At 58.6% G+C, this 16,977-nt stretch carries 20 protein-coding genes and 1 pseudogene; 10 read left to right on the forward strand and 11 right to left on the reverse strand.

Annotated elements, in window-relative coordinates; all coding sequences use genetic code 11:
- Positions 1 to 22: 22 nt before the first annotated feature.
- Together JBE38_RS05970 and JBE38_RS05975 are read right to left on the reverse strand one after the other, a co-directional pair.
- Entirely contained in the window at positions 23 to 175 is a 153-nt protein-coding gene (locus JBE38_RS05970; RefSeq protein WP_162843530.1) for a hypothetical protein, read from the reverse strand.
- A gap of 37 nt (positions 176 to 212) precedes the next feature.
- Positions 213 to 1,352, reverse strand: coding sequence for a glutathione-independent formaldehyde dehydrogenase (locus tag JBE38_RS05975; RefSeq protein WP_205343853.1), 1,140 nt, complete (start codon positions 1,350 to 1,352; stop codon positions 213 to 215).
- A 222-nt stretch (positions 1,353 to 1,574) separates the two neighbouring features.
- Here JBE38_RS05975 and JBE38_RS05980 point away from each other — a divergent pair, with 222 nt between their 5' ends.
- Positions 1,575 to 1,856 carry a hypothetical protein gene (locus JBE38_RS05980; RefSeq protein WP_205343854.1) on the forward strand — a complete coding sequence of 94 codons (282 nt, stop codon included), beginning with the start codon at positions 1,575 to 1,577 and terminating at the stop codon, positions 1,854 to 1,856.
- Positions 1,857 to 1,863: 7 nt separating this feature from the next.
- Here JBE38_RS05980 and JBE38_RS05985 read toward each other — a convergent pair whose 3' ends face one another.
- On the reverse strand, positions 1,864 to 2,928 hold the full coding sequence (locus JBE38_RS05985) for a M28 family peptidase (protein WP_205343855.1): 1,065 nt from the start codon (positions 2,926 to 2,928) through the stop codon (positions 1,864 to 1,866).
- A gap of 189 nt (positions 2,929 to 3,117) precedes the next feature.
- Between JBE38_RS05985 and JBE38_RS05990 the strand changes: the two genes are divergently transcribed.
- The 4 genes from JBE38_RS05990 (at position 3,118) to JBE38_RS06005 (ending at position 4,861) form a co-directional block, all read left to right on the forward strand.
- A complete protein-coding gene (locus tag JBE38_RS05990; RefSeq protein WP_205343856.1) occupies positions 3,118 to 3,882 on the forward strand; it encodes an OBAP family protein in 765 nt (254 codons plus the stop codon).
- 104 nt (positions 3,883 to 3,986) lie between these two features.
- Entirely contained in the window at positions 3,987 to 4,268 is a 282-nt protein-coding gene (locus JBE38_RS05995; protein ID WP_161548052.1) for a hypothetical protein, read from the forward strand.
- Between the two features lie 100 nt (positions 4,269 to 4,368).
- Positions 4,369 to 4,617, forward strand: a complete 249-nt coding sequence (locus JBE38_RS06000; protein ID WP_060753038.1) for a DUF6555 family protein — start codon at positions 4,369 to 4,371, stop codon at positions 4,615 to 4,617.
- A gap of 1 nt (position 4,618) precedes the next feature.
- Entirely contained in the window at positions 4,619 to 4,861 is a 243-nt protein-coding gene (locus JBE38_RS06005; protein WP_205343857.1) for a hypothetical protein, read from the forward strand.
- 103 nt (positions 4,862 to 4,964) lie between these two features.
- On the opposite strand, the gene JBE38_RS06010 is transcribed toward JBE38_RS06005, so the two are convergent.
- The 3 genes from JBE38_RS06010 to JBE38_RS06020 all read right to left on the reverse strand — a co-directional run bounded on the left by JBE38_RS06010 (position 4,965) and on the right by JBE38_RS06020 (position 7,274).
- Positions 4,965 to 5,822, reverse strand: a complete 858-nt coding sequence (locus JBE38_RS06010) for an SDR family oxidoreductase (protein ID WP_090371063.1) — start codon at positions 5,820 to 5,822, stop codon at positions 4,965 to 4,967.
- Positions 5,823 to 5,962: 140 nt separating this feature from the next.
- Positions 5,963 to 6,847, reverse strand: coding sequence for a manganese catalase family protein (locus JBE38_RS06015; protein ID WP_060753035.1), 885 nt, complete (start codon positions 6,845 to 6,847; stop codon positions 5,963 to 5,965).
- Between the two features lie 166 nt (positions 6,848 to 7,013).
- Positions 7,014 to 7,274: a hypothetical protein gene (locus tag JBE38_RS06020; protein WP_205343858.1), complete on the reverse strand. Its 261-nt coding sequence runs from the start codon at positions 7,272 to 7,274 to the stop codon at positions 7,014 to 7,016.
- A 326-nt stretch (positions 7,275 to 7,600) separates the two neighbouring features.
- Here JBE38_RS06020 and JBE38_RS06025 point away from each other — a divergent pair, with 326 nt between their 5' ends.
- Positions 7,601 to 7,783, forward strand: coding sequence for a general stress protein (locus JBE38_RS06025; protein ID WP_060753033.1), 183 nt, complete (start codon positions 7,601 to 7,603; stop codon positions 7,781 to 7,783).
- Between the two features lie 301 nt (positions 7,784 to 8,084).
- Here JBE38_RS06025 and JBE38_RS06030 read toward each other — a convergent pair whose 3' ends face one another.
- The 5 genes and pseudogenes from JBE38_RS06030 to JBE38_RS06050 all read right to left on the reverse strand — a co-directional run bounded on the left by JBE38_RS06030 (position 8,085) and on the right by JBE38_RS06050 (position 12,173).
- Positions 8,085 to 9,203, reverse strand: a complete 1,119-nt coding sequence (locus tag JBE38_RS06030) for a carboxylate-amine ligase (RefSeq protein WP_205343859.1) — start codon at positions 9,201 to 9,203, stop codon at positions 8,085 to 8,087.
- Positions 9,204 to 9,209: 6 nt separating this feature from the next.
- A pseudogene (locus JBE38_RS06035) lies at positions 9,210 to 10,190 on the reverse strand (methyltransferase).
- A 19-nt stretch (positions 10,191 to 10,209) separates the two neighbouring features.
- Positions 10,210 to 11,586, reverse strand: a complete 1,377-nt coding sequence (locus JBE38_RS06040; RefSeq protein ID WP_205343860.1) for an iron-containing redox enzyme family protein — start codon at positions 11,584 to 11,586, stop codon at positions 10,210 to 10,212.
- Between the two features lie 148 nt (positions 11,587 to 11,734).
- Complete coding sequence (locus JBE38_RS06045; protein WP_205343861.1) at positions 11,735 to 11,923, reverse strand: hypothetical protein; 189 nt, start codon at positions 11,921 to 11,923, stop codon at positions 11,735 to 11,737.
- Positions 11,924 to 11,951: 28 nt separating this feature from the next.
- On the reverse strand, positions 11,952 to 12,173 hold the full coding sequence (locus JBE38_RS06050) for a PLD nuclease N-terminal domain-containing protein (protein WP_205343862.1): 222 nt from the start codon (positions 12,171 to 12,173) through the stop codon (positions 11,952 to 11,954).
- Between the two features lie 303 nt (positions 12,174 to 12,476).
- Here JBE38_RS06050 and JBE38_RS06055 point away from each other — a divergent pair, with 303 nt between their 5' ends.
- The 4 genes from JBE38_RS06055 to ligD all read left to right on the forward strand — a co-directional run bounded on the left by JBE38_RS06055 (position 12,477) and on the right by ligD (position 16,956).
- The gene (locus JBE38_RS06055; protein WP_060753028.1) at positions 12,477 to 12,653 is read left to right on the forward strand and encodes a general stress protein; all 177 of its coding nucleotides are present in this window, start codon (positions 12,477 to 12,479) and stop codon (positions 12,651 to 12,653) included.
- 296 nt (positions 12,654 to 12,949) lie between these two features.
- Positions 12,950 to 13,501 carry an ATP-dependent Clp protease proteolytic subunit gene (locus tag JBE38_RS06060; RefSeq protein ID WP_090371055.1) on the forward strand — a complete coding sequence of 184 codons (552 nt, stop codon included), beginning with the start codon at positions 12,950 to 12,952 and terminating at the stop codon, positions 13,499 to 13,501.
- Between the two features lie 109 nt (positions 13,502 to 13,610).
- Entirely contained in the window at positions 13,611 to 13,880 is a 270-nt protein-coding gene (locus JBE38_RS06065; RefSeq protein ID WP_205343863.1) for a DUF6555 family protein, read from the forward strand.
- Between the two features lie 259 nt (positions 13,881 to 14,139).
- Positions 14,140 to 16,956, forward strand: a complete 2,817-nt coding sequence (gene ligD, locus JBE38_RS06070) for a DNA ligase D (RefSeq protein WP_205343864.1) — start codon at positions 14,140 to 14,142, stop codon at positions 16,954 to 16,956.
- Positions 16,957 to 16,977 lie beyond the last annotated feature (21 nt).

Here is a 16,977-nt window from a genome sequence, read left to right on the forward strand (position 1 = left end):
AGAATTGCCCGAAGCCTCCCAGCTATTGTTTGCTCTCGTCTGCCTTGCCCTCCTGCATCTGCACAGAAGACTTGGTTCCACTGGTGTTTTTCTTCGTCGCATTATCGGCATTGTCAAAGCACCCATGAAGCATAAATACGCTGCACAAGCCTAAACACAGATAGAGCTTTTTCATGATCGTTCTCCCGTAATCAGTGTGCCCTGCCCCCTGCTTAAGCTGCGGGTTTGAGCACAACTTTCGTCCAGCCATCGTCACGCGCGTCGAAATGCTGGTAGGCCTCTGGCCCTTCAGCGAGTGTGAGGCGATGAGAGATGACCTGCGACGGCTTTGCACGTCCGTGATGGATAAGCTCGGCCAAACGACGATTGTAGGCTTTGACGTTGGCCTGCCCGGTCCGGATCTGCTGGCCCTTGAACCAGAATGCACCGAAATCGAAGGCCATCTTGCCCTCCTTCGCCAGCTCATTTTTTGCCCCTGGGTCTTGCGGTACGAATACGCCGACGACGCCGATTCCGCCAGTCGCCTTGGTCGAGGCCACAAGATTATTCATGGTCAGGTGATTGGCTTCATGACCGTGGCGGTCGCAGCATTGATAACCGACGCACTCACAACCACGATCGGTACCTTTGCCCTGGGTCAGGTTCAATATCTGATCCACGGCTTCTTTTTCAAGCGCGTTGATCGGCGTTGCGCCCATCTGGGCCGCCAGCTTCAAGCGATCAGGATGATTGTCGACCACGAACACCTGGGATGCGCCCTTGATCATGGCTGAGTGCGCGGCCATCAAGCCCACCGGGCCGGCGCCGTAGATGGCAATGCTTTCGCCCGGCAACAGGCCGGCTAATTCAGTGGCGTGCCAGCCTGTCGGGAAGATATCGGAGAGCATGACGTAATCTTCTTCGCGCTCTTGCGCATCTTCGGGTAACACCAGGCAGTTGAAATCGCCATACGGCACCCGCAGCAATTCTGCCTGGCCGCCCTGATAAGGCCCCATGTCGGCGAACCCATAGGCAGCGCCCGCAGTGCCCGGATTAGCCGTCAGGCAGAACCCGGTCAGGCCTTTTTCACAGTTTTCACAGAACCCGCAGCCGATATTGAAAGGCAAGCACACCCGGTCACCGACCTTGACCCGATCTACACCGGAGCCAATTTCAATGACCTCCCCCAGGTTCTCGTGGCCAAACACCCTTCCCGTCTCAAAGGAAGTCCGGCCTTCATACATGTGAAGATCAGATCCGCAGATATTGGTGGTGGTGACTCGCACCAGAATATCGGTGGGTTTCTCGATTTTGGCATCCAGAACATTTTGCACGCTGACGTCACGAGGGCCGTTATAAACGATGGCTTTCATTGCGTTCTCCCAGAAGCAAGACGAAAAGAAGTTTTCGTCAGCACATGTTTAATCTGTCCGGGAGGGCAATTCGTATGTTCAAGAAAATCGCATCAAGTCTGACGAGCGGTGCTTTGGATGAACGCTCAAAAAATCTGAATTATTCCTCATCGAGTCTCTCTGTTCCTGTTTGGGCAGCCTTCCCTGCTTTCACCTTTGGAGCTGATAACACGAGGAACTCCTATGTCGAACGCTATGGACACGACGCAGCAGCCGATCACAATTGAATACCTGCTGGACACGCTGTTCGGGGTCAATACACTCACTACCGAGTGCCTGGCGCAGAAGATCGACAAGGCGCCCGGCTTCCAGCTACGGCTCGCCCCACCATGGCCGGCGCAACTGAAACACGCCCACAGCATTGCCTTTGAATGGCACGCCAGCGCCTGCCGCGGCTTGGTAAAGCACGCCGAGCCACTGCCCAGCGGCGATCTGCTATTGGATATCGAGCCGCAACCTCAGTAGCGCCTCTTCATGGAGTGGTCAGGAACTCCACCAAGGTCGCCGCGCAGGCTTCGATTGCCCCGTCCACGATCAATTCATAGCCGTGGGTATTCTCCGTGGGAATGGCCACACAGCCGGCCTTGGCAGACGTGCCGTTACTCATGACGGCACTGGCGTCCGAGGCAAAGTCCACCAGCAACGCATATTGCGGGCTGTAGCCGCAGCGTTCTGCAGCAGCAGCCAGGCCCGTGACCACGGCCCTGGTGTAATAGCCCTTCTGGTCCCCGGTGTTAATGATCGGATCAACCCCCAAGCGTGTGCCGTATTCCTGCATGACCGGCCCCACCTCCACCGCGAGAGTGGTATCGCCTGGCAGGGTCGCTGCGGCGTACATGGCTCCGGCATTGCATTCCTCTTCCAGCGTGGTGAAGACCAGGTAGATATCGTGGCTCACCGCTTGCCGGCGCGTTTGCAGGCGTTGGGCCGCGTGCAATACGGCGGCGATGGGCGCACGGTCATCCAGGAAGTGCGCGGCAATCGCATCTCCCACTCGGAAGGGCTCACGCCAATGACGGCTCAACACCACACGAGTACCCGGCCGAATCCCCTGCGCGCGCAAGGCCTCGGCCGAACATCGAGTGATCACATGGACATCGTTCCAGTGCACGTCGCCGGCTAACACATCAGCGCCTTGAGACGTATTGTTGGTGGCGTGCATCGAGCCGTAGGACAGCACGCCCGGCAAGCTATGCGTATCGCCCAGGATGTCCACCGGGCACACCCCGAAGTTGATCGGATTGGCCCCGCCGAGCGCCGTCACCCGCAGGGTGCCATCGGCTTCGACGCGCTTGACCACCATGGCGATCTCATCCATGTGTGCCATGACTTTGACTGCCCGGCCGCGCTCACCATCGCCCTGTGCGCCCTTGATCAACCCGACCACATTGCCCGCTGCATCAACCCAGGCCTCATCACACAGCGGCTGCAGGCTCTCCAGGCAAATGGCACGCACTTCGTCTTCCTGGCCACCCGGCCCGCGTGCACGCAATAACCGGGTGAGTAACGCCGAGGATGGGTTTTCGCTGTTTTGCATGGGATGGCTCCCTCCTTTGCGGATACGTGAGTGCGCCGTCAACGTCACGCTAAAAACGACCTTTCAAATCCCGCAGTGTTCAAGCGAAAGCGTTTTGAACGCACACGCCCACAGGTTTTCCAACGACCACAGCGTCAGATCTGGCTGCACTCCTGCAGCTTGAAATACGACAAGAGGATGGAACCTGCGATGACCCCTACCCAAGCAACCCGCATGGCCAAATCATTTTCCTGGGCCGCAACCTTCACCCTGCTCGGCGCCTGCGCGGGTAATGACTCGCCGTCGAATGTGGTGACACCTGGCAAACCGACAATGCCCTCTACCCGCACACTGGACACCGGCGCAGCCATGCTCCAGTCGCGGCCGCCCGTGGATGCGTTGAACGCCTACCTAGACGGCTTTCACTTCTACAACGGCCACCCCGACGTACAAATGGAAGCCCACCACTACTGCGCGATCCTCAACGAAGAAGTGATCCAGTGCGTGATCTACGACGGCAATCGCAAGGATGCAAAGTTGATGGGCGTGGAATACATCATCAGTGAGCCGCTGTTCAACACCCTGCCGGCCCCTGAAAAGGCGTTGTGGCACAGCCACGTGCATGAAGTGAAGTCAGGGCAACTGGTCGCGCCGGGGATCCCCGAAGTGGCCGAGCACGCCCTGATGGAAAAACTGGTGCACACCTACGGCAAGACTTGGCACACCTGGCATACCGATCTCGATAAACGCCTGCCACTGGGCGTGCCTCAGTTGATGATGGGGTTTACTGCCGAAGGCCAGGCCGACCCGCGCATGGTTGCCGAACGCGATCAGCGTATGCGTATCGACAGCGCCGAAAAGAAGCAGGCTCGCGCCGACATCATTGCGCCTCCCATTGCCCCCGGTGCGGACGCATGGCGTCAGGGCGATGTTATCCAGATCACCGACCCGACGTTGAAGGCCCATCAACACTGATAGCACCACTCGTGCATTTGGATGGAACGATCATCGCCGCTCTCTTCTCTACCGCAACACCCCAACTCGGGGGCAGCGGCCCCCCTTTTACGAGGTAACCCAGCATGTCTTACGACTTCCAAGGTACTGCCAGCGTGATAACTGCCTCGCGCCATCTGGGGACACCCTCGGATGAATGCCTGAATGAGTCGGTCGAGATCCAACTGACCAGCAGTGGCAAGCCGACCGTTGCGCGGTTGAACTTCGATAGTCCATTGGAGTGGCCGGGGCACCCCAACTTTGTCACCGTCAACCTGCCCGACGGCACCTCTGTCAGCGGCGTTATCGCCGAGATCGAGCGGCCCGCAGATGCAGGCGGTTGGGTAACTTTCACAGTGGATGATTGAGCATCGTGAGGTGATCGGGTCACCTATCGAATTGTTGGACAATTCTTTTGAATTTTTTTTGACGTCAAATCTCTGTACTTCATGAGCATAGGGAGGCCTCATGAAACACAACGATCTATTCACCATTGACTATCAGCTTCACGGCGAACCGAAGTCTTTCATCGTACGAGCGGCGCAAATGAACAATGCCGAGGCTTGGCATTGGGCCAGTTGCGATGCAGGGGTAGCTATCATCCCCAGATTTGGTCGGCAAGCCCTCAAGCGAGTCTCCAAACCCATGGCGGAGAAATACGGCATCAGCGACGTACGCTGGAGTACTGCGCAGCAGATTCAATGGGCGGAGGCTTGACATGATCAAAAGCCAGACACTGGGTTACACCAGCACACAAGAGCGTGAGGACGAGGTCGAGCGCAACAACCAGATGTTTTTCGAAGCCGATCGACTGGATGCGCAAGCCTACCAAATCATTGAGTCGTACAGCGGTGATGCACAGACATGGGCGCGCTTCACCGAAGCCAAGCGGCTCGCGGATGCGCAGCGAACTGCGGCCTATCGAGAATGGATGCGTATCCACCGCGCGCGGCGCAAATAACCGTCAGCCCTAGCCATTTCAGGGCCCCTGATTCGGTTTTTTAAAGGTCTGCCTGAGACAACACCGCCCTGGTCGAGCTCTGCCTCCCCAGGGCGGTGTTCATTCAGAGAATCGGTTTGCCACCTGTCACGCCGTAGCGCTCACCGGAGATATAACTGCCCTCGTCCGATGCCAGCAGTACGTAGATGGGCGCCACCTCGACCGGTTGACCGGGGCGTCCCAGCGGTGTGTTGCCGCCGAAGTTTTTCACCTGATCCTCGGTCATGGTCGACACGATCAACGGCGTCCAGATGGGGCCGGGAGCCACGCTGTTAACGCGGATACCGCGCTCGCCGAGCATTTGCGCCAGGCCTGCGGTGAAGTTGGCGATCGCGCCTTTGCTCGCGGCATACGGCAACAACGTGGGGTTGGGCATGTCGGAATTGACCGAGCTGGTGTTGATGATCGAGCTGCCTTCGGCCATGTGCGGCAGCGCGGCCTTGCATATGCGGAACATCGCGGTGACGTTGACGTTGAAGGTTTTCAGCCAGTCCTCGTCGGGAATGTCTTCCAGCGATTGGTAGGTCATCTGGAAGGCTGCATTGTTGACCAGCACATCGATACGCCCGAACTTCTCCACGGTATCGTTGACGATCGCCGTGCACTGCTGCGCGTTGCCCAAGTCGCCGGGCAACAGCAGGCATTGCCGCCCCGCCGCCTCGACCCAGCGTGCGGTCTCCTTGGCGTCTTCATGCTCGTCCAGGTAAGAAACCGCCACATCCGCGCCTTCACGGGCGAACGCGATGGCCACCGCACGGCCGATGCCGCTGTCGGCGCCCGTAACCAAGGCTATTTTGTTGGCGAGCCGGCCTGAGCCTTTGTAGGTCTGTTCACCACAATCGGGCATCGGGTCCATCTTGCGCTGTTCACCGGGTACCGGCTGCTGCTGGGTGTTGAACGGTGGTGTTGGATAGTGATTCATCGTGTTTTCTCCAGTCGTGATTAATGTTGCGAGGGTGCGTCGGGAGGGGAAGTTCAGATGGATGTGCGGTTAATCGGATAACCGTGCCGCACGACAGCAACCCGTGGCGAGGGGCTGGTTCCCTCGCCACAGGGCTTGGGTCAGAACTCGGGCTTGGGCTGCAACCCCATGCCCAGATCGGCGCCGGTGATCGGGTCGCTGAGGGGGTCTGACACCGTGCGGATTTTCATCGCAGCCAGCACGGCTTCGTCTGCCTCGTCCAGCTGCACACTGGCCGTTCCATCGCCACCGTCGACCGCCGGTTGAGGGGACTCGACGAATTCCCAATCGTCGCCCTGGTTCCATGGGCCGCGCACACTTTCCGCACCTTGCGACATGTTGTAATAGACCTGTGCGAACTCAGGCTTGCCGGGTAACTTGCCTTGGGGAAAGTTCGGCTGGATCGCATGCAAGGCCTTTTCAAAGGAAATCTGGTGGGCGATTTCGCGCGTCATCAAAAAGCCCAGCGCATCCTTGACGCCTGGGTCGTCGGTGACGTTCATCAATCGCTCGTAAACGATCTTGGCGCGGGCTTCCGCGGCGATATTGGAGCGCATGTCGGCAGTGGGCTCGCCGATGGTGTCAACGTAGGCGGCGCTCCATGGCACCCCGGCGCTGTTGATCAGCGGCGCACCGGCACCGTACAAGAGGCTGGTGATGTGGGAATCATTGCCGGCACCGTTCAGCGAGCGGTACAACTCACCCTCCTCCTCCACGCCTTCCGCCAGGCGGCCTTTGGCCCCCTTGTTGAGCATGACGATGATCGAGCCGACGATTTCCAGGTGGCTGAGTTCTTCAGTGGCGATGTCCATCAACAAGTCTTTACGCCCTGGGTCGTCTTCCGACAGGGCTTGGGTGAAATAGCGGGAGGCCGCTGCCAACTCGCCTTGGGCGCCACCAAACTGCTCGAGTAAAAGGTTCGCCAGGCCCGGGTTGGGCTCGGCGACGCGTACGGTGTATTGAAGTCGCTTGTTATGTAGAAACATGAACAAATCTCCTCAGCTCAGGAAGGGGGCGGCGCCCGTTGCGGACACTCGCCCTACCTTCATGTGAAGCAACCGCCGGTTGAATAATTTCAAAATAAACCCCGGTGCTGCGACCAGCGGTCAAGCGCCTAGCTTCAAGCGAAGCGGCGTTCTAGAGCGCTCGCGTTCAATCGGCGCGGTGCTTTTGCGGCGCAGGCACGGTGTCGATCCCAGGCGTGCCATTGGGCGGCAACGCGGCCTCGTGGGCCTTGTCGGAGCCGGGCGGCTGTTGGGATTTTTCAGCGGAGTTATCGGCGGGATGGTCCCAGTCAGTCGTGGCGTTGGGATCTTCGTTGCGCCCCGCCGTTCCCAGGACGCAACCGTCCTCATTCGGTGCAGGCGATTCTTCAAGTGGTTGGTCTTGGCCATTGGATGAGTCGTGGTTCATGGCAAGCGTCTCCTGTGTGCGCGTATGAACTCATTTGGAATCTTGCGAAAGTTTCAAGTGCCACGCGAAGGACGAACGGCCGTGGAGTTATCGATAGGTCGCAATGATTAAGTAGCCATTACCGGTAACGCCTCTGTTTCTTCCCTGCAAAACTTATACGAAGCGGCAAGCGAAGATCATTTTTGTATAAGTTTTCAGTATTAATCACCGTTCGTCGCCACATCCAGAAATTTGTAAAACGTTTTTCCATCGCCCGATATCGGAGTAAGTGTCCGTTGCGAAACGGGCAACTAACGAAGCGCCAACTTAGTGACTGGAGAATTATCATGACTACAGGTAATAAAAACTCGGGTAACTTTGCCAATGACCGCGAAAAGGCTTCCGAAGCCGGGAAAAAAGGCGGCCAATCGTCAGGTGGCAATTTTGCCAATGATCGCGAAAAAGCCTCTGAAGCCGGGCGCAAGGGCGGCCAACAGAGCCACGGCGGTGGCCGTAAATCGGGTTCTTGAGTGACCGTGCATGGGGGCGGCTTTGCCGCCCCTTCGGTTTCGGTCTGGCATAGTCTTCACCGAGGCGTCACGCTATATTGCGCAAGGCATAAGCGGCTTGGCCACCTTACTGCTAATTAAATTATCGACATGCTGATTTGTTTTTATAATTGGTTTTAGTGCATTCATTTAGTTCAGTGGACAGCACGCTTGGGTGACTGTGATCGCGCTTGTATTTCAACTTTAAATATCGCGACCCAAGACTGGTTATTGCATATTGCCGTGTGCTTTATGCCGACAAGTAATCTGATTAACTCTCGAATTATAAGCGCTGGCAACTTTCTTCCAACAACAGATCAACCACCGCTTGCCCGCGTTGCAAGGCAGACGCCCCCGGCGTATCGAAGGCACGTAGCTGACGCTCGGCACTGGTGCCGTCGCGCAGCATTTGCCGTATCTGCTCGAACACGCCCTCCTCGCCCACCGCACGAGCGGTATCGCCCCATTCCTGCTGCGCCAGTACCAGCCATTGTTCAAGCGATACGGGCTCTGTGTCCGGCGCCAGTACAAAGCGCGCATGGCGTCCCCAGCGTCGCGCTTGAATGCGGTTTTCCTTGAGCAACCAATGCTGCTCCAGGCTGTACTGGCTGCCGGGGGCCGGTAGCTGGCAGGCGTGTTTGATCATCACCCGGAACAGCCCAGCCAAGGCCAGCGCATCGCTCAAGCGCGGGCACGCATCGGTCATGCGCAACTCCAGCGTCGGGTAGCTCGACGAGGGTCGGCAACCCCACCACACATTCGCGTCATCGGCCAACGCCCCGCTACGCTTCAACATATTCAGGTAGCGCTCGAAGCTCGGCTCATCCGGCAGATATTCAGGGATGCCCATGCGTGGCCATTCATCGCAGACCACCTGCCGATAACTGCAATAGCCGTTGGGCTGGCCCTGCCACAACGGTGAGGAAACGCTGAGGGCCAACAACATCGGCAACCCAGGCAACACCTCGTTCAACACGGCGATGCGGTCCACTCCCACCGGGATCTCTGCGTGGACATGCAGCCCACTGAGCACGCTGCGCTGCGCGACGCTCTGGAACTCCTCGAACAAACGCTGGAAATGCGCCTGGGGCGTAGCGCGTTGCGCCTGCCAATCGGCCAATGGGTGTGCGCCGCTGCATATGAAGCCCAGCCCATGCTCGGCCAGGGCCAGGCTCAACTCGCGGCGCACCCGGCCAAGGTAAGCCGCAGCCTCTGCGGTGTCGGTAAACACCGGCGATGCGACCTCGACCTGGCCCTGGAACATCTCATAGGAAAAGCCCTCGCCAATCGCCTCGCGGCACACCGCGAGCACTTCGGCTGACGGTTCGGCGAGCATGCGCCGGCTGTGCAAATCGGTGAGGAAATATTCTTCTTCGATGCCGAAGCGCTGTGCGCGATCCATGGGCACTCAGCTCAGCCGAGTCACAGTGAGCGCCACCGCAGCGATGCGGTCGACGCGCTCATAGCCCGGCTGCTCCAGCTCTTCGCCGAACACATCGGGGTCAAGCTCCTCGTAGGTCCAGCCAAACTCATCGCCGGTCAGCATGGCGCGAGCGGCTTCAAGAAACACATCACGCCCCTCCACCATTGCCACGCCGGTGTAGAGCAGCAAGGTGCCGTCGCGCTCCAGGCGGGGCAAGGCTTCACGCAGGATGCGCAGCGACAGCGCTTCACCCAGCTCACCGCCGCCATGGCGATAGGCGCGCTGCTGGCTGTCCTTCATATAGGGTGGGTTGGCGAGGATCAGATCAAAGCGGCCGTCGACGCTGTCGAGTACATCACTGTGGTACACGCTGACGTTCGGCACCTCGGCCAATTCGGCGTTGACCGCACTCAGGCGCAGCGCCTTCGGGTTGATGTCCACCGCGAACACTTCCGCCTCAGGACGGGCACGCGCCACCATCAAGGCAGCGGCGCCTGAACCGCAGCCGATGTCCACGGCCCGGCGAATCGGCGCGAAGCGTTGGCGCAGGCAGGCGTCAATCACACGGGCAAAACGTTAAGTGTCGGGGCCGAAAAATACCGAATCGGCCTCCTCGGTCGGAAACGCCGAATGCGCCAGCAACAAAGGCCCCAGGCTCGACCAACGCACCGTACTGCGCCAACGGCCGTGCGCCTTGACGATAATCCCCGCCTGTTGCAGCTCCTGCAGCTCGGCTGCCTCGAACACCTGCATATCGAAGGGCCGCGACCAACCGAAAATCCCGCGCAGGTCGCTGGCCGGGGCATTGTCCCACCGGGCAATGACGCGCTGGTGGGTCAGAGGCGTGGGCGTGATGAAGCGATAGTCCTCGGCCTGCAAACGGCGGCCCAGGCGCAACAGCGCCCGGTCAGCCTGCGCTTGAGCCGATGACACAGGGGGTGTTGAACACAACAGCGAGTCGACCATGGTCAGGCTTCCTTGTCGATCAGCGCAGACCCGCGCGCAATTCAATAAAGCGCCGGGTCGCATACAAACCAGCGGGACGATGATGGCGGTGAGGCGCCAGCCACGGTAACAACAGGCCCAACTGCCGCTCGCCGTTGTGCCGGGCCAGGGCCTGGCGCAAGGCGCAGGTTTCAGGGTCATCCGGCGTAGGCTCGTGGGTGCCTGACGACACCGGCCGCACCGGGCGTGGGCGTGCAATCGCGCTGGCGTCGCGCCAATTTCCGGCGATCCAGTCGCGCAGCAGTTGTTTTTCATAGCCGCTGAAGACGCCGAACATCGCAGCGCCCGCGCCCTCGATCAACTGCCAGAAACGACTGTCTTCGGGCGCCTGGTTTCGCTTGATCCAACCCTTGTTCTCAAGGGCCTGCAAGAACCCGCGCACTTGGCCGGGCTGGGCTAGCCATTGGTTGACGGTCTTGCCTTCAAAGCGGCAGTAGTCCGAATGCATGTGCTGGGCAAACGGCCGCTTGCGTTCAAGCATGGTCACCAGCTCGTGTTCGAGGTCGAACGCCTGGATCACCGCGGTAGTGCCCAGCCCCAGATCGTTCAACTGATAACCACGGCGTACCCGCTGCCAATATTCGGTTGCATCCATGCCGTTCGGCATCAACCCCAGCACCGCCTGCACGGCGCGTCGGGCATGACCGCTGCTGGCGTTGTCGATGGTGACATGCAGGCTGAAATAATAGGGGTCGATGCCCAGTTCCTTGAGTTCATAGGCGCAGATCAACAGGTGCAACGGCAGCTGCTCGTAACCCAGGTTGTAGCCCAGGATCTCCGGCATGTGCGATGCGGCGCTCTGCCCCAGGGCCAACTGAATGGCGCCTTGGTGAAAGTGCTGATCCTGCCAGCCGAAATCGCCGTCACAGCCTTGCTCGGCCAGCAGGCGTTGGTAAATCGACACATGGTTTTGCGTCGGTTCCCCATCGCCGAGTTCTTCCAGGTAGGTGGTCACAAGCCCGTCATAGCGGTAATCCTGCCAATGGCTGAGTACCCCGTAGAGCCAGGCACCATCGACTTGCTTAGTCGGCGCCACACACTGCAGGAAGTACAGGGCATGGGCTTTGTTCTGGAAATAGCGGCGGCCGCCGCCTTGCTGCCGCTCTTGCAAATACTGCGCATATCGCTCGGCCACAGCGGTGCAATTGAGTTCGACCCAACTCATTAGTTGGTCGGGCGACGTGGGCAATGAAGTGTCTTCAGTGGTGCTGACCTGAGCCAGCTGCGCCTGCAGAAAATCTGCCGCCGATTGCGCGGCGCCCGTGTCCCAATCGGTGAGCAGGCGCTGGTATTCACTGCGCAACGGGCCTTCATGCTGCCACTGGGATGCACTTTGCAGGGTTTGAAAGACAGTCATAAGCGGTCCATCCACAATTTTTTATTCAGGTCTGGGCGGATGCCAATACCTGGTACGCGACGCCTTTTGGCGCTTCTATAAGGAGAGAGCCGCCCCCTGCTCAATAATTCCATCGGTGTGCGCCAAGGTCTGACCAAGGGCGCAGGGGTCAAGGCTTCAAGCGTTTTTCGTCTTCCGGGCCCGGTGTCACTCGTGCGCCGTCACCGTTTGAACCCGCGTTGCCCTCACCTTCCCGGGACACGCGTTCGTCATCGGTGAGCCCCTGGCCGATGTCTTTTTCCGGCAGCTGTTCAGGGGTGTCGGTTCCGGCTTGAGTGGGAGTAGATTGCGTCTGCATCGGCGTGGCCTCCTCGGCTGGCTGGTAATCAACCCTTGCTGTGTTCGGGCGAGGACGGTCCCTTGGTGACGCCACGCGGGCCGGCAACGGCCCATATTGCCGCGCCTAAAAACGGCAGCAGCACCACTATCGTGGTCCAGCCCGCCTTGCGCCCCGAGGGGTCGTCACTGCGCCAGACGCTGTTGATGATCCACAAATCGAGGAGTATGAGAACAACGGCCAAGCCTATCCAAAAGTAAGTGGTTTGCATGGGGACACCTCCGGGTTATGCAGCGTTAGGTCATGCATAAACTGGCAGGGTTCATTATTTTTAAACGCCGTCGTTCACACTAAGCGAAGCGGCAACAGGCTACTAGTTTAATATCGCGCGCTTGAAAAAGTTATACGAAGCGGTGTGAGTCAAATCGTTTTGTATAAGTTTTAAGCCGCTCTTTACCGTTTATCGGCATTTCCGGAAATTATCAAAACGATTGCCAGCGCAGGCTTATCCGAATAGATGTTCGCTGCATCAAGGTGCAACTAGCGAAACGACAACTCATTGTGGAGATCTATCATGACTACCAGCAATAAGAACCCTGGAAATTTCGCCAACGATCATGCAAAGGCTGCCGAAGCCGGCAAAAAAGGCGGCCAGGCCTCTGGCGGCAACTTTGCCAATGATCGTGAAAAAGCCTCTGAGGCTGGCCGTAAAGGTGGCCAGAACAGCCATGGCGGCGGGCGCAAGTCGTAAGTGATCCAAACGGGGGCAGCCTGGGCTGCCCCTTCATTTCAAGCTGGAGAACACACCATGCACGCGGCACCCGAACCTCAGCGACACGCCCCTCAACCGGCGACCGCCCGTGAAACGCGAGCGGTAGACGCCGCCAAGACATTGCCGAAACCCCCGAATTGTTATGAGCGGATGGAAACTGTCGAGCATGCGGAGGCCACTGTCCGGTCCTCACAGACACTTCCCATCTGTGAACGAACTCCGTAGCAGTGCTGGTTATTCATCAACGGTAGCCATCCCTGACTCAGAGGTGCCTTATGCCTTTGCATATCATCAACTTCACAGGCCCGGTCAACGCGTCGACCTGCAGCCAACTCATCGAAAAATCGTCATTGGCTGTCCAGCAGAACGCGACCGGCTTGATCGTGAACATCGCGACCATGGGCGGTGAGTGCAGTTATGGCTTCACGATGTACAACTTTTTACTGGCCCTGCCGATTCCGGTGCATACGCACAACCTGGGCACCGTGGAATCCATGGGCAATATCATTTTCCTGGCGGGCGAACGCAGAACGGCGTGCGAGCACAGCAAGTTCCTGTTCCATCCGTTTCACTGGCATGTACAGGGCGCCGTGGATCATTCGCGCATGTCGGAGTACGCCATGAGCCTGGATTACGACTTGCAGTTGTATGCGCGCATCGTTGCGCAGCGAACCGCGCAGGCCGTTGAAAAGCTGGACACCGAAAACTATTTGATCGCCGCCCCGCGCATTCTTGATCCACATCAGGCGCTGGCCAGCGGCCTCATCCATGCAATCGAATTGCCCGTCATCCCGGCGGAATGTGTATGCAGCTTCATTCATTCCTAGCCTGGCAACCCTAGCCAGGCAACGACGCCCCAATCAAGAAACGCGAAGGAAAGCCGCTTCGAACTCAGAACACTTTCTGACTTGATGACAACATTCAGAAGGAGCTCACATGAAAAACACGCTATATATTATCGAGTATGAACTTCATCACACCCCTAAATCTTTCATAATAAGAAGTGAAGCCATGACCAATGAAGAGGCGTGGCACTGGGCATGTTGCGATGCAGGGATAGGTATCATCCCCAAGTCGCGCAACGATAAGATCAAACGCATAAGCAAACCGCTCGCTGAACGTTATGGACTTGAAAATGTGAGATGGCGTCCCTCAGGGAATATTCCATTTGTCGCACAACCCTATACGCCGCCTCCGCCCGAATAAACTTGCCGTTCTAATACTGATATCAAGTCCATAAAAATAGCCCGCACTCAGTGCGGGCCAATCATGTGCGGAACGATCCGCGCCCTTCAATCTGCGAAAGCAGCGTGCCGGCCCCTCTGCATATGGACTGTGCCGTACATAAAAATGACTGGGCCGTTGGGGCAGTTGTTCCAAATTTCTCTGCGGGAGTGATTATGAACTCACGTCACTTCGCGGCACTCGGAATAAAAGCCATGTGAATAAAGGGAGGATGGACGCAATGCGCAACCTCAAGATCGCCACGTTCAACGTCAACGGCATAGGGACGCGACTGCCCAACCTCCTGCAGTGGCTTGAAAAAGAACGCCCCGACATCGTGTGCCTGCAGGAACTGAAGGCCCAGGACAAGGCTTTCCCGGCAAGCGATCTGGAGGCGGTGGGCTATGGCTCATTGCATCATGGTCAAGCTGCGTGGAACGGCGTGGCCATTCTGGCGCGCGACTCCGAGCCCCTGTTGATTCATAAAGGTTTGCCCGGCGCGCAGGACGACTCGCAGTCTCGCTATCTTGAAGCGGCTGTGCATGGGGTTGTCGTCGGGTGCCTGTACCTGCCCAACGGAAACCCGCAGCCAGGTCCCAAATTCGATTACAAGCTCAAGTGGTTCGAGCATCTGATTGCGCATGCCGAATCGCTGCAAGCCAGCGAACACCCGGTGGTGCTGGCGGGCGACTACAACGTCGTCCCCACCGACCTGGATATCTACAACCCCCGCTCCTGGCTCAAGGATGCGCTCCTTCAACCAGAAAGCCGCGAATGCTTTCAAAGGCTGCTGAGCCAGGGTTGGATCGACTCGCTGAGACACTTGTACCCGCAAGAGCGTGTGTACACGTTCTGGGATTATTTCCGCCAGCATTGGCAAAAGAACTCCGGTTTGCGCATTGACCACCTGCTGCTGAACCCGGTGCTCGCCCCTCACCTCAAGAACGCCGGCGTGGACGCATGGGTCCGAGGTGAAGAGCACCCCAGCGACCACGCGCCGACCTGGATCGAGATCTCAGCCGGCGTACAGAAGCGGCGCAACGTCGCGCAAAAGAAACGCGCAGCTAAACCGGCGGCAGCATCCAAACCCGCCGAGAAACCGGCCACATCACCGGCCAAACCGGGACAACCAAAGTTGGCCAATGCGCGGCCCAGCGCTCTCCCGGAAAGTCTGAAACCGGAACTGGCCACGCTGGTGGATTCAGCCCCTGAGGGGGATTGGCGCTATGAAGTCAAATTCGACGGTTACCGCATCATGGCGCGGGTGGACAAGGGCAAGGTGCGGTTGTTTACCCGCAACGGCCATGACTGGACGCACAAGCTGCCTCGCCAGGCCGAAGCCATTGCCGGCCTGGCCTTGAAGTCCGCGTGGCTGGATGGCGAAATCGTGGTTGCCAACGCGCAAGGCGTTCCCGATTTCCAGGCCCTGCAAAATGCCTTTGAACTGGGCCGCGACGGCAATATTGTCTACTACCTCTTCGACATGCCCTTTCTCGACGGCATGGACTTGCGCGAGGTGCCCGTCGAACAGCGCCGGGAGGCCTTGTCCGGGATACTGGCGCGCAATGAAGATGAGGCTCTCAGGTATTCGCAAGACTTCGCCGAAACACCGCAGGCCTTGCTGGACAGCGCATGCGAGATGCAAATGGAGGGTCTTATCGGCAAACGTGTTGGCAGTGCCTACGTATCACGCCGCAGCGGCGACTGGATCAAGCTCAAATGCAAACGTCGGCAGGAATTCGTGGTTGTCGGCTACACCGAGCCGAAAGGCTCGCGCAGTAAATTCGGGGCGCTGCTGCTGGGGCTGCACGACATCGATAGCGGTGAGCTCAAATACGCAGGAAAGGTTGGCACCGGCTTCAACCAGACCACACTGAATACGATCTACGCACAATTAACCCCCCTCGAAGTCAAGCAGCCGGCAGTCGTCAACCCTCCCAAGGGCTTTGAAGCCAAGGACGTGCGCTGGCTGAAGCCTGTGCTGCTGGCCGAGGTCACCTTTGCCGAGATCACACAGGAAGGTTCCGTACGCCAAGCCGTGTTCCAGGGCCTGCGCAACGATAAACCCGCGCAGTCGATCATCGAAGAGCGCCCGGCCCATGCCGCTGAAGTGGAGAAAAAGCCGACCCGAAAACAGGCAATCGCGGCGAAAGCCAAAGGTAAAGCCGGCGACGATGCATCAACCACCATTCGGCTCACCCATCCGCAACGAGTGATTGACCCCAGCAGCGGCGCAACCAAACGTGACCTGGCGGACTACTGCATCGCCGTCTCTGACTGGCTTCTACCGCAGTTACTCAATCGCCCCGTCGCGCTGGTGCGCGCGCCGGACGGCATCGGCGCAGAGCTGTTTTTCCAGAAAAACCCGCAGCGCCTGGCAATCCCCGGCATCGAAATCATCGGCAAGGCAGAGACCGGCCACCCTGTCATGTTGATCAACAACCTGGAAGCGCTGATCGGCGCGGTGCAGATGAGCACGATTGAACTGCATACCTGGAACGCCGTTTCCAAAGATCTGCATCGCCCCGACCGATTTATTCTCGACCTTGACCCCGACCCGGCCCTGCCATGGAAAAGCATGGTCGAGGCCACCCAGCTGACATTGACGGTACTGGACGAACTGGGGCTCAAATCGTTCCTGAAAACCAGCGGCGGCAAGGGTATCCACATTGTCGTGCCGTTAACGCCGAAAGCCGACTGGGACGCGGTCAAAAGCTTTAGCCATGCGATTGTCAAACATATCGCCAACCTGCTTCCCGATCGGTTCTCGGCAGTTTCCGGGCCGAAGAACCGGGTGGGACGGATTTTCATCGACTACCTGCGCAATGGCCTGGGTGCGACCACGATAAGCGCCTATTCACCGCGTAGCCGCGAGGGCTTGCCGGTGTCGGTGCCGATTTTCAGAGAGGAACTCAAAGGGATCAAAGGCGCCAACGCGTGGAACATCCACAACCTCCCTCAACGCCTGGAGACACTCAAGGTTGATCCGTGGGCGGATATGCCGGGAACCCGACAGACCATCACAGCGCAGATGCGTAAACGCATCGGGCTCAAGTAGCCCCTGCCTGATGACCTGGCT

The sequence above is a fragment of the Pseudomonas sp. ICBG1301 genome (assembly GCF_016918385.1).
GTDB classification, from domain to species: domain Bacteria; phylum Pseudomonadota; class Gammaproteobacteria; order Pseudomonadales; family Pseudomonadaceae; genus Aquipseudomonas; species Aquipseudomonas palleroniana.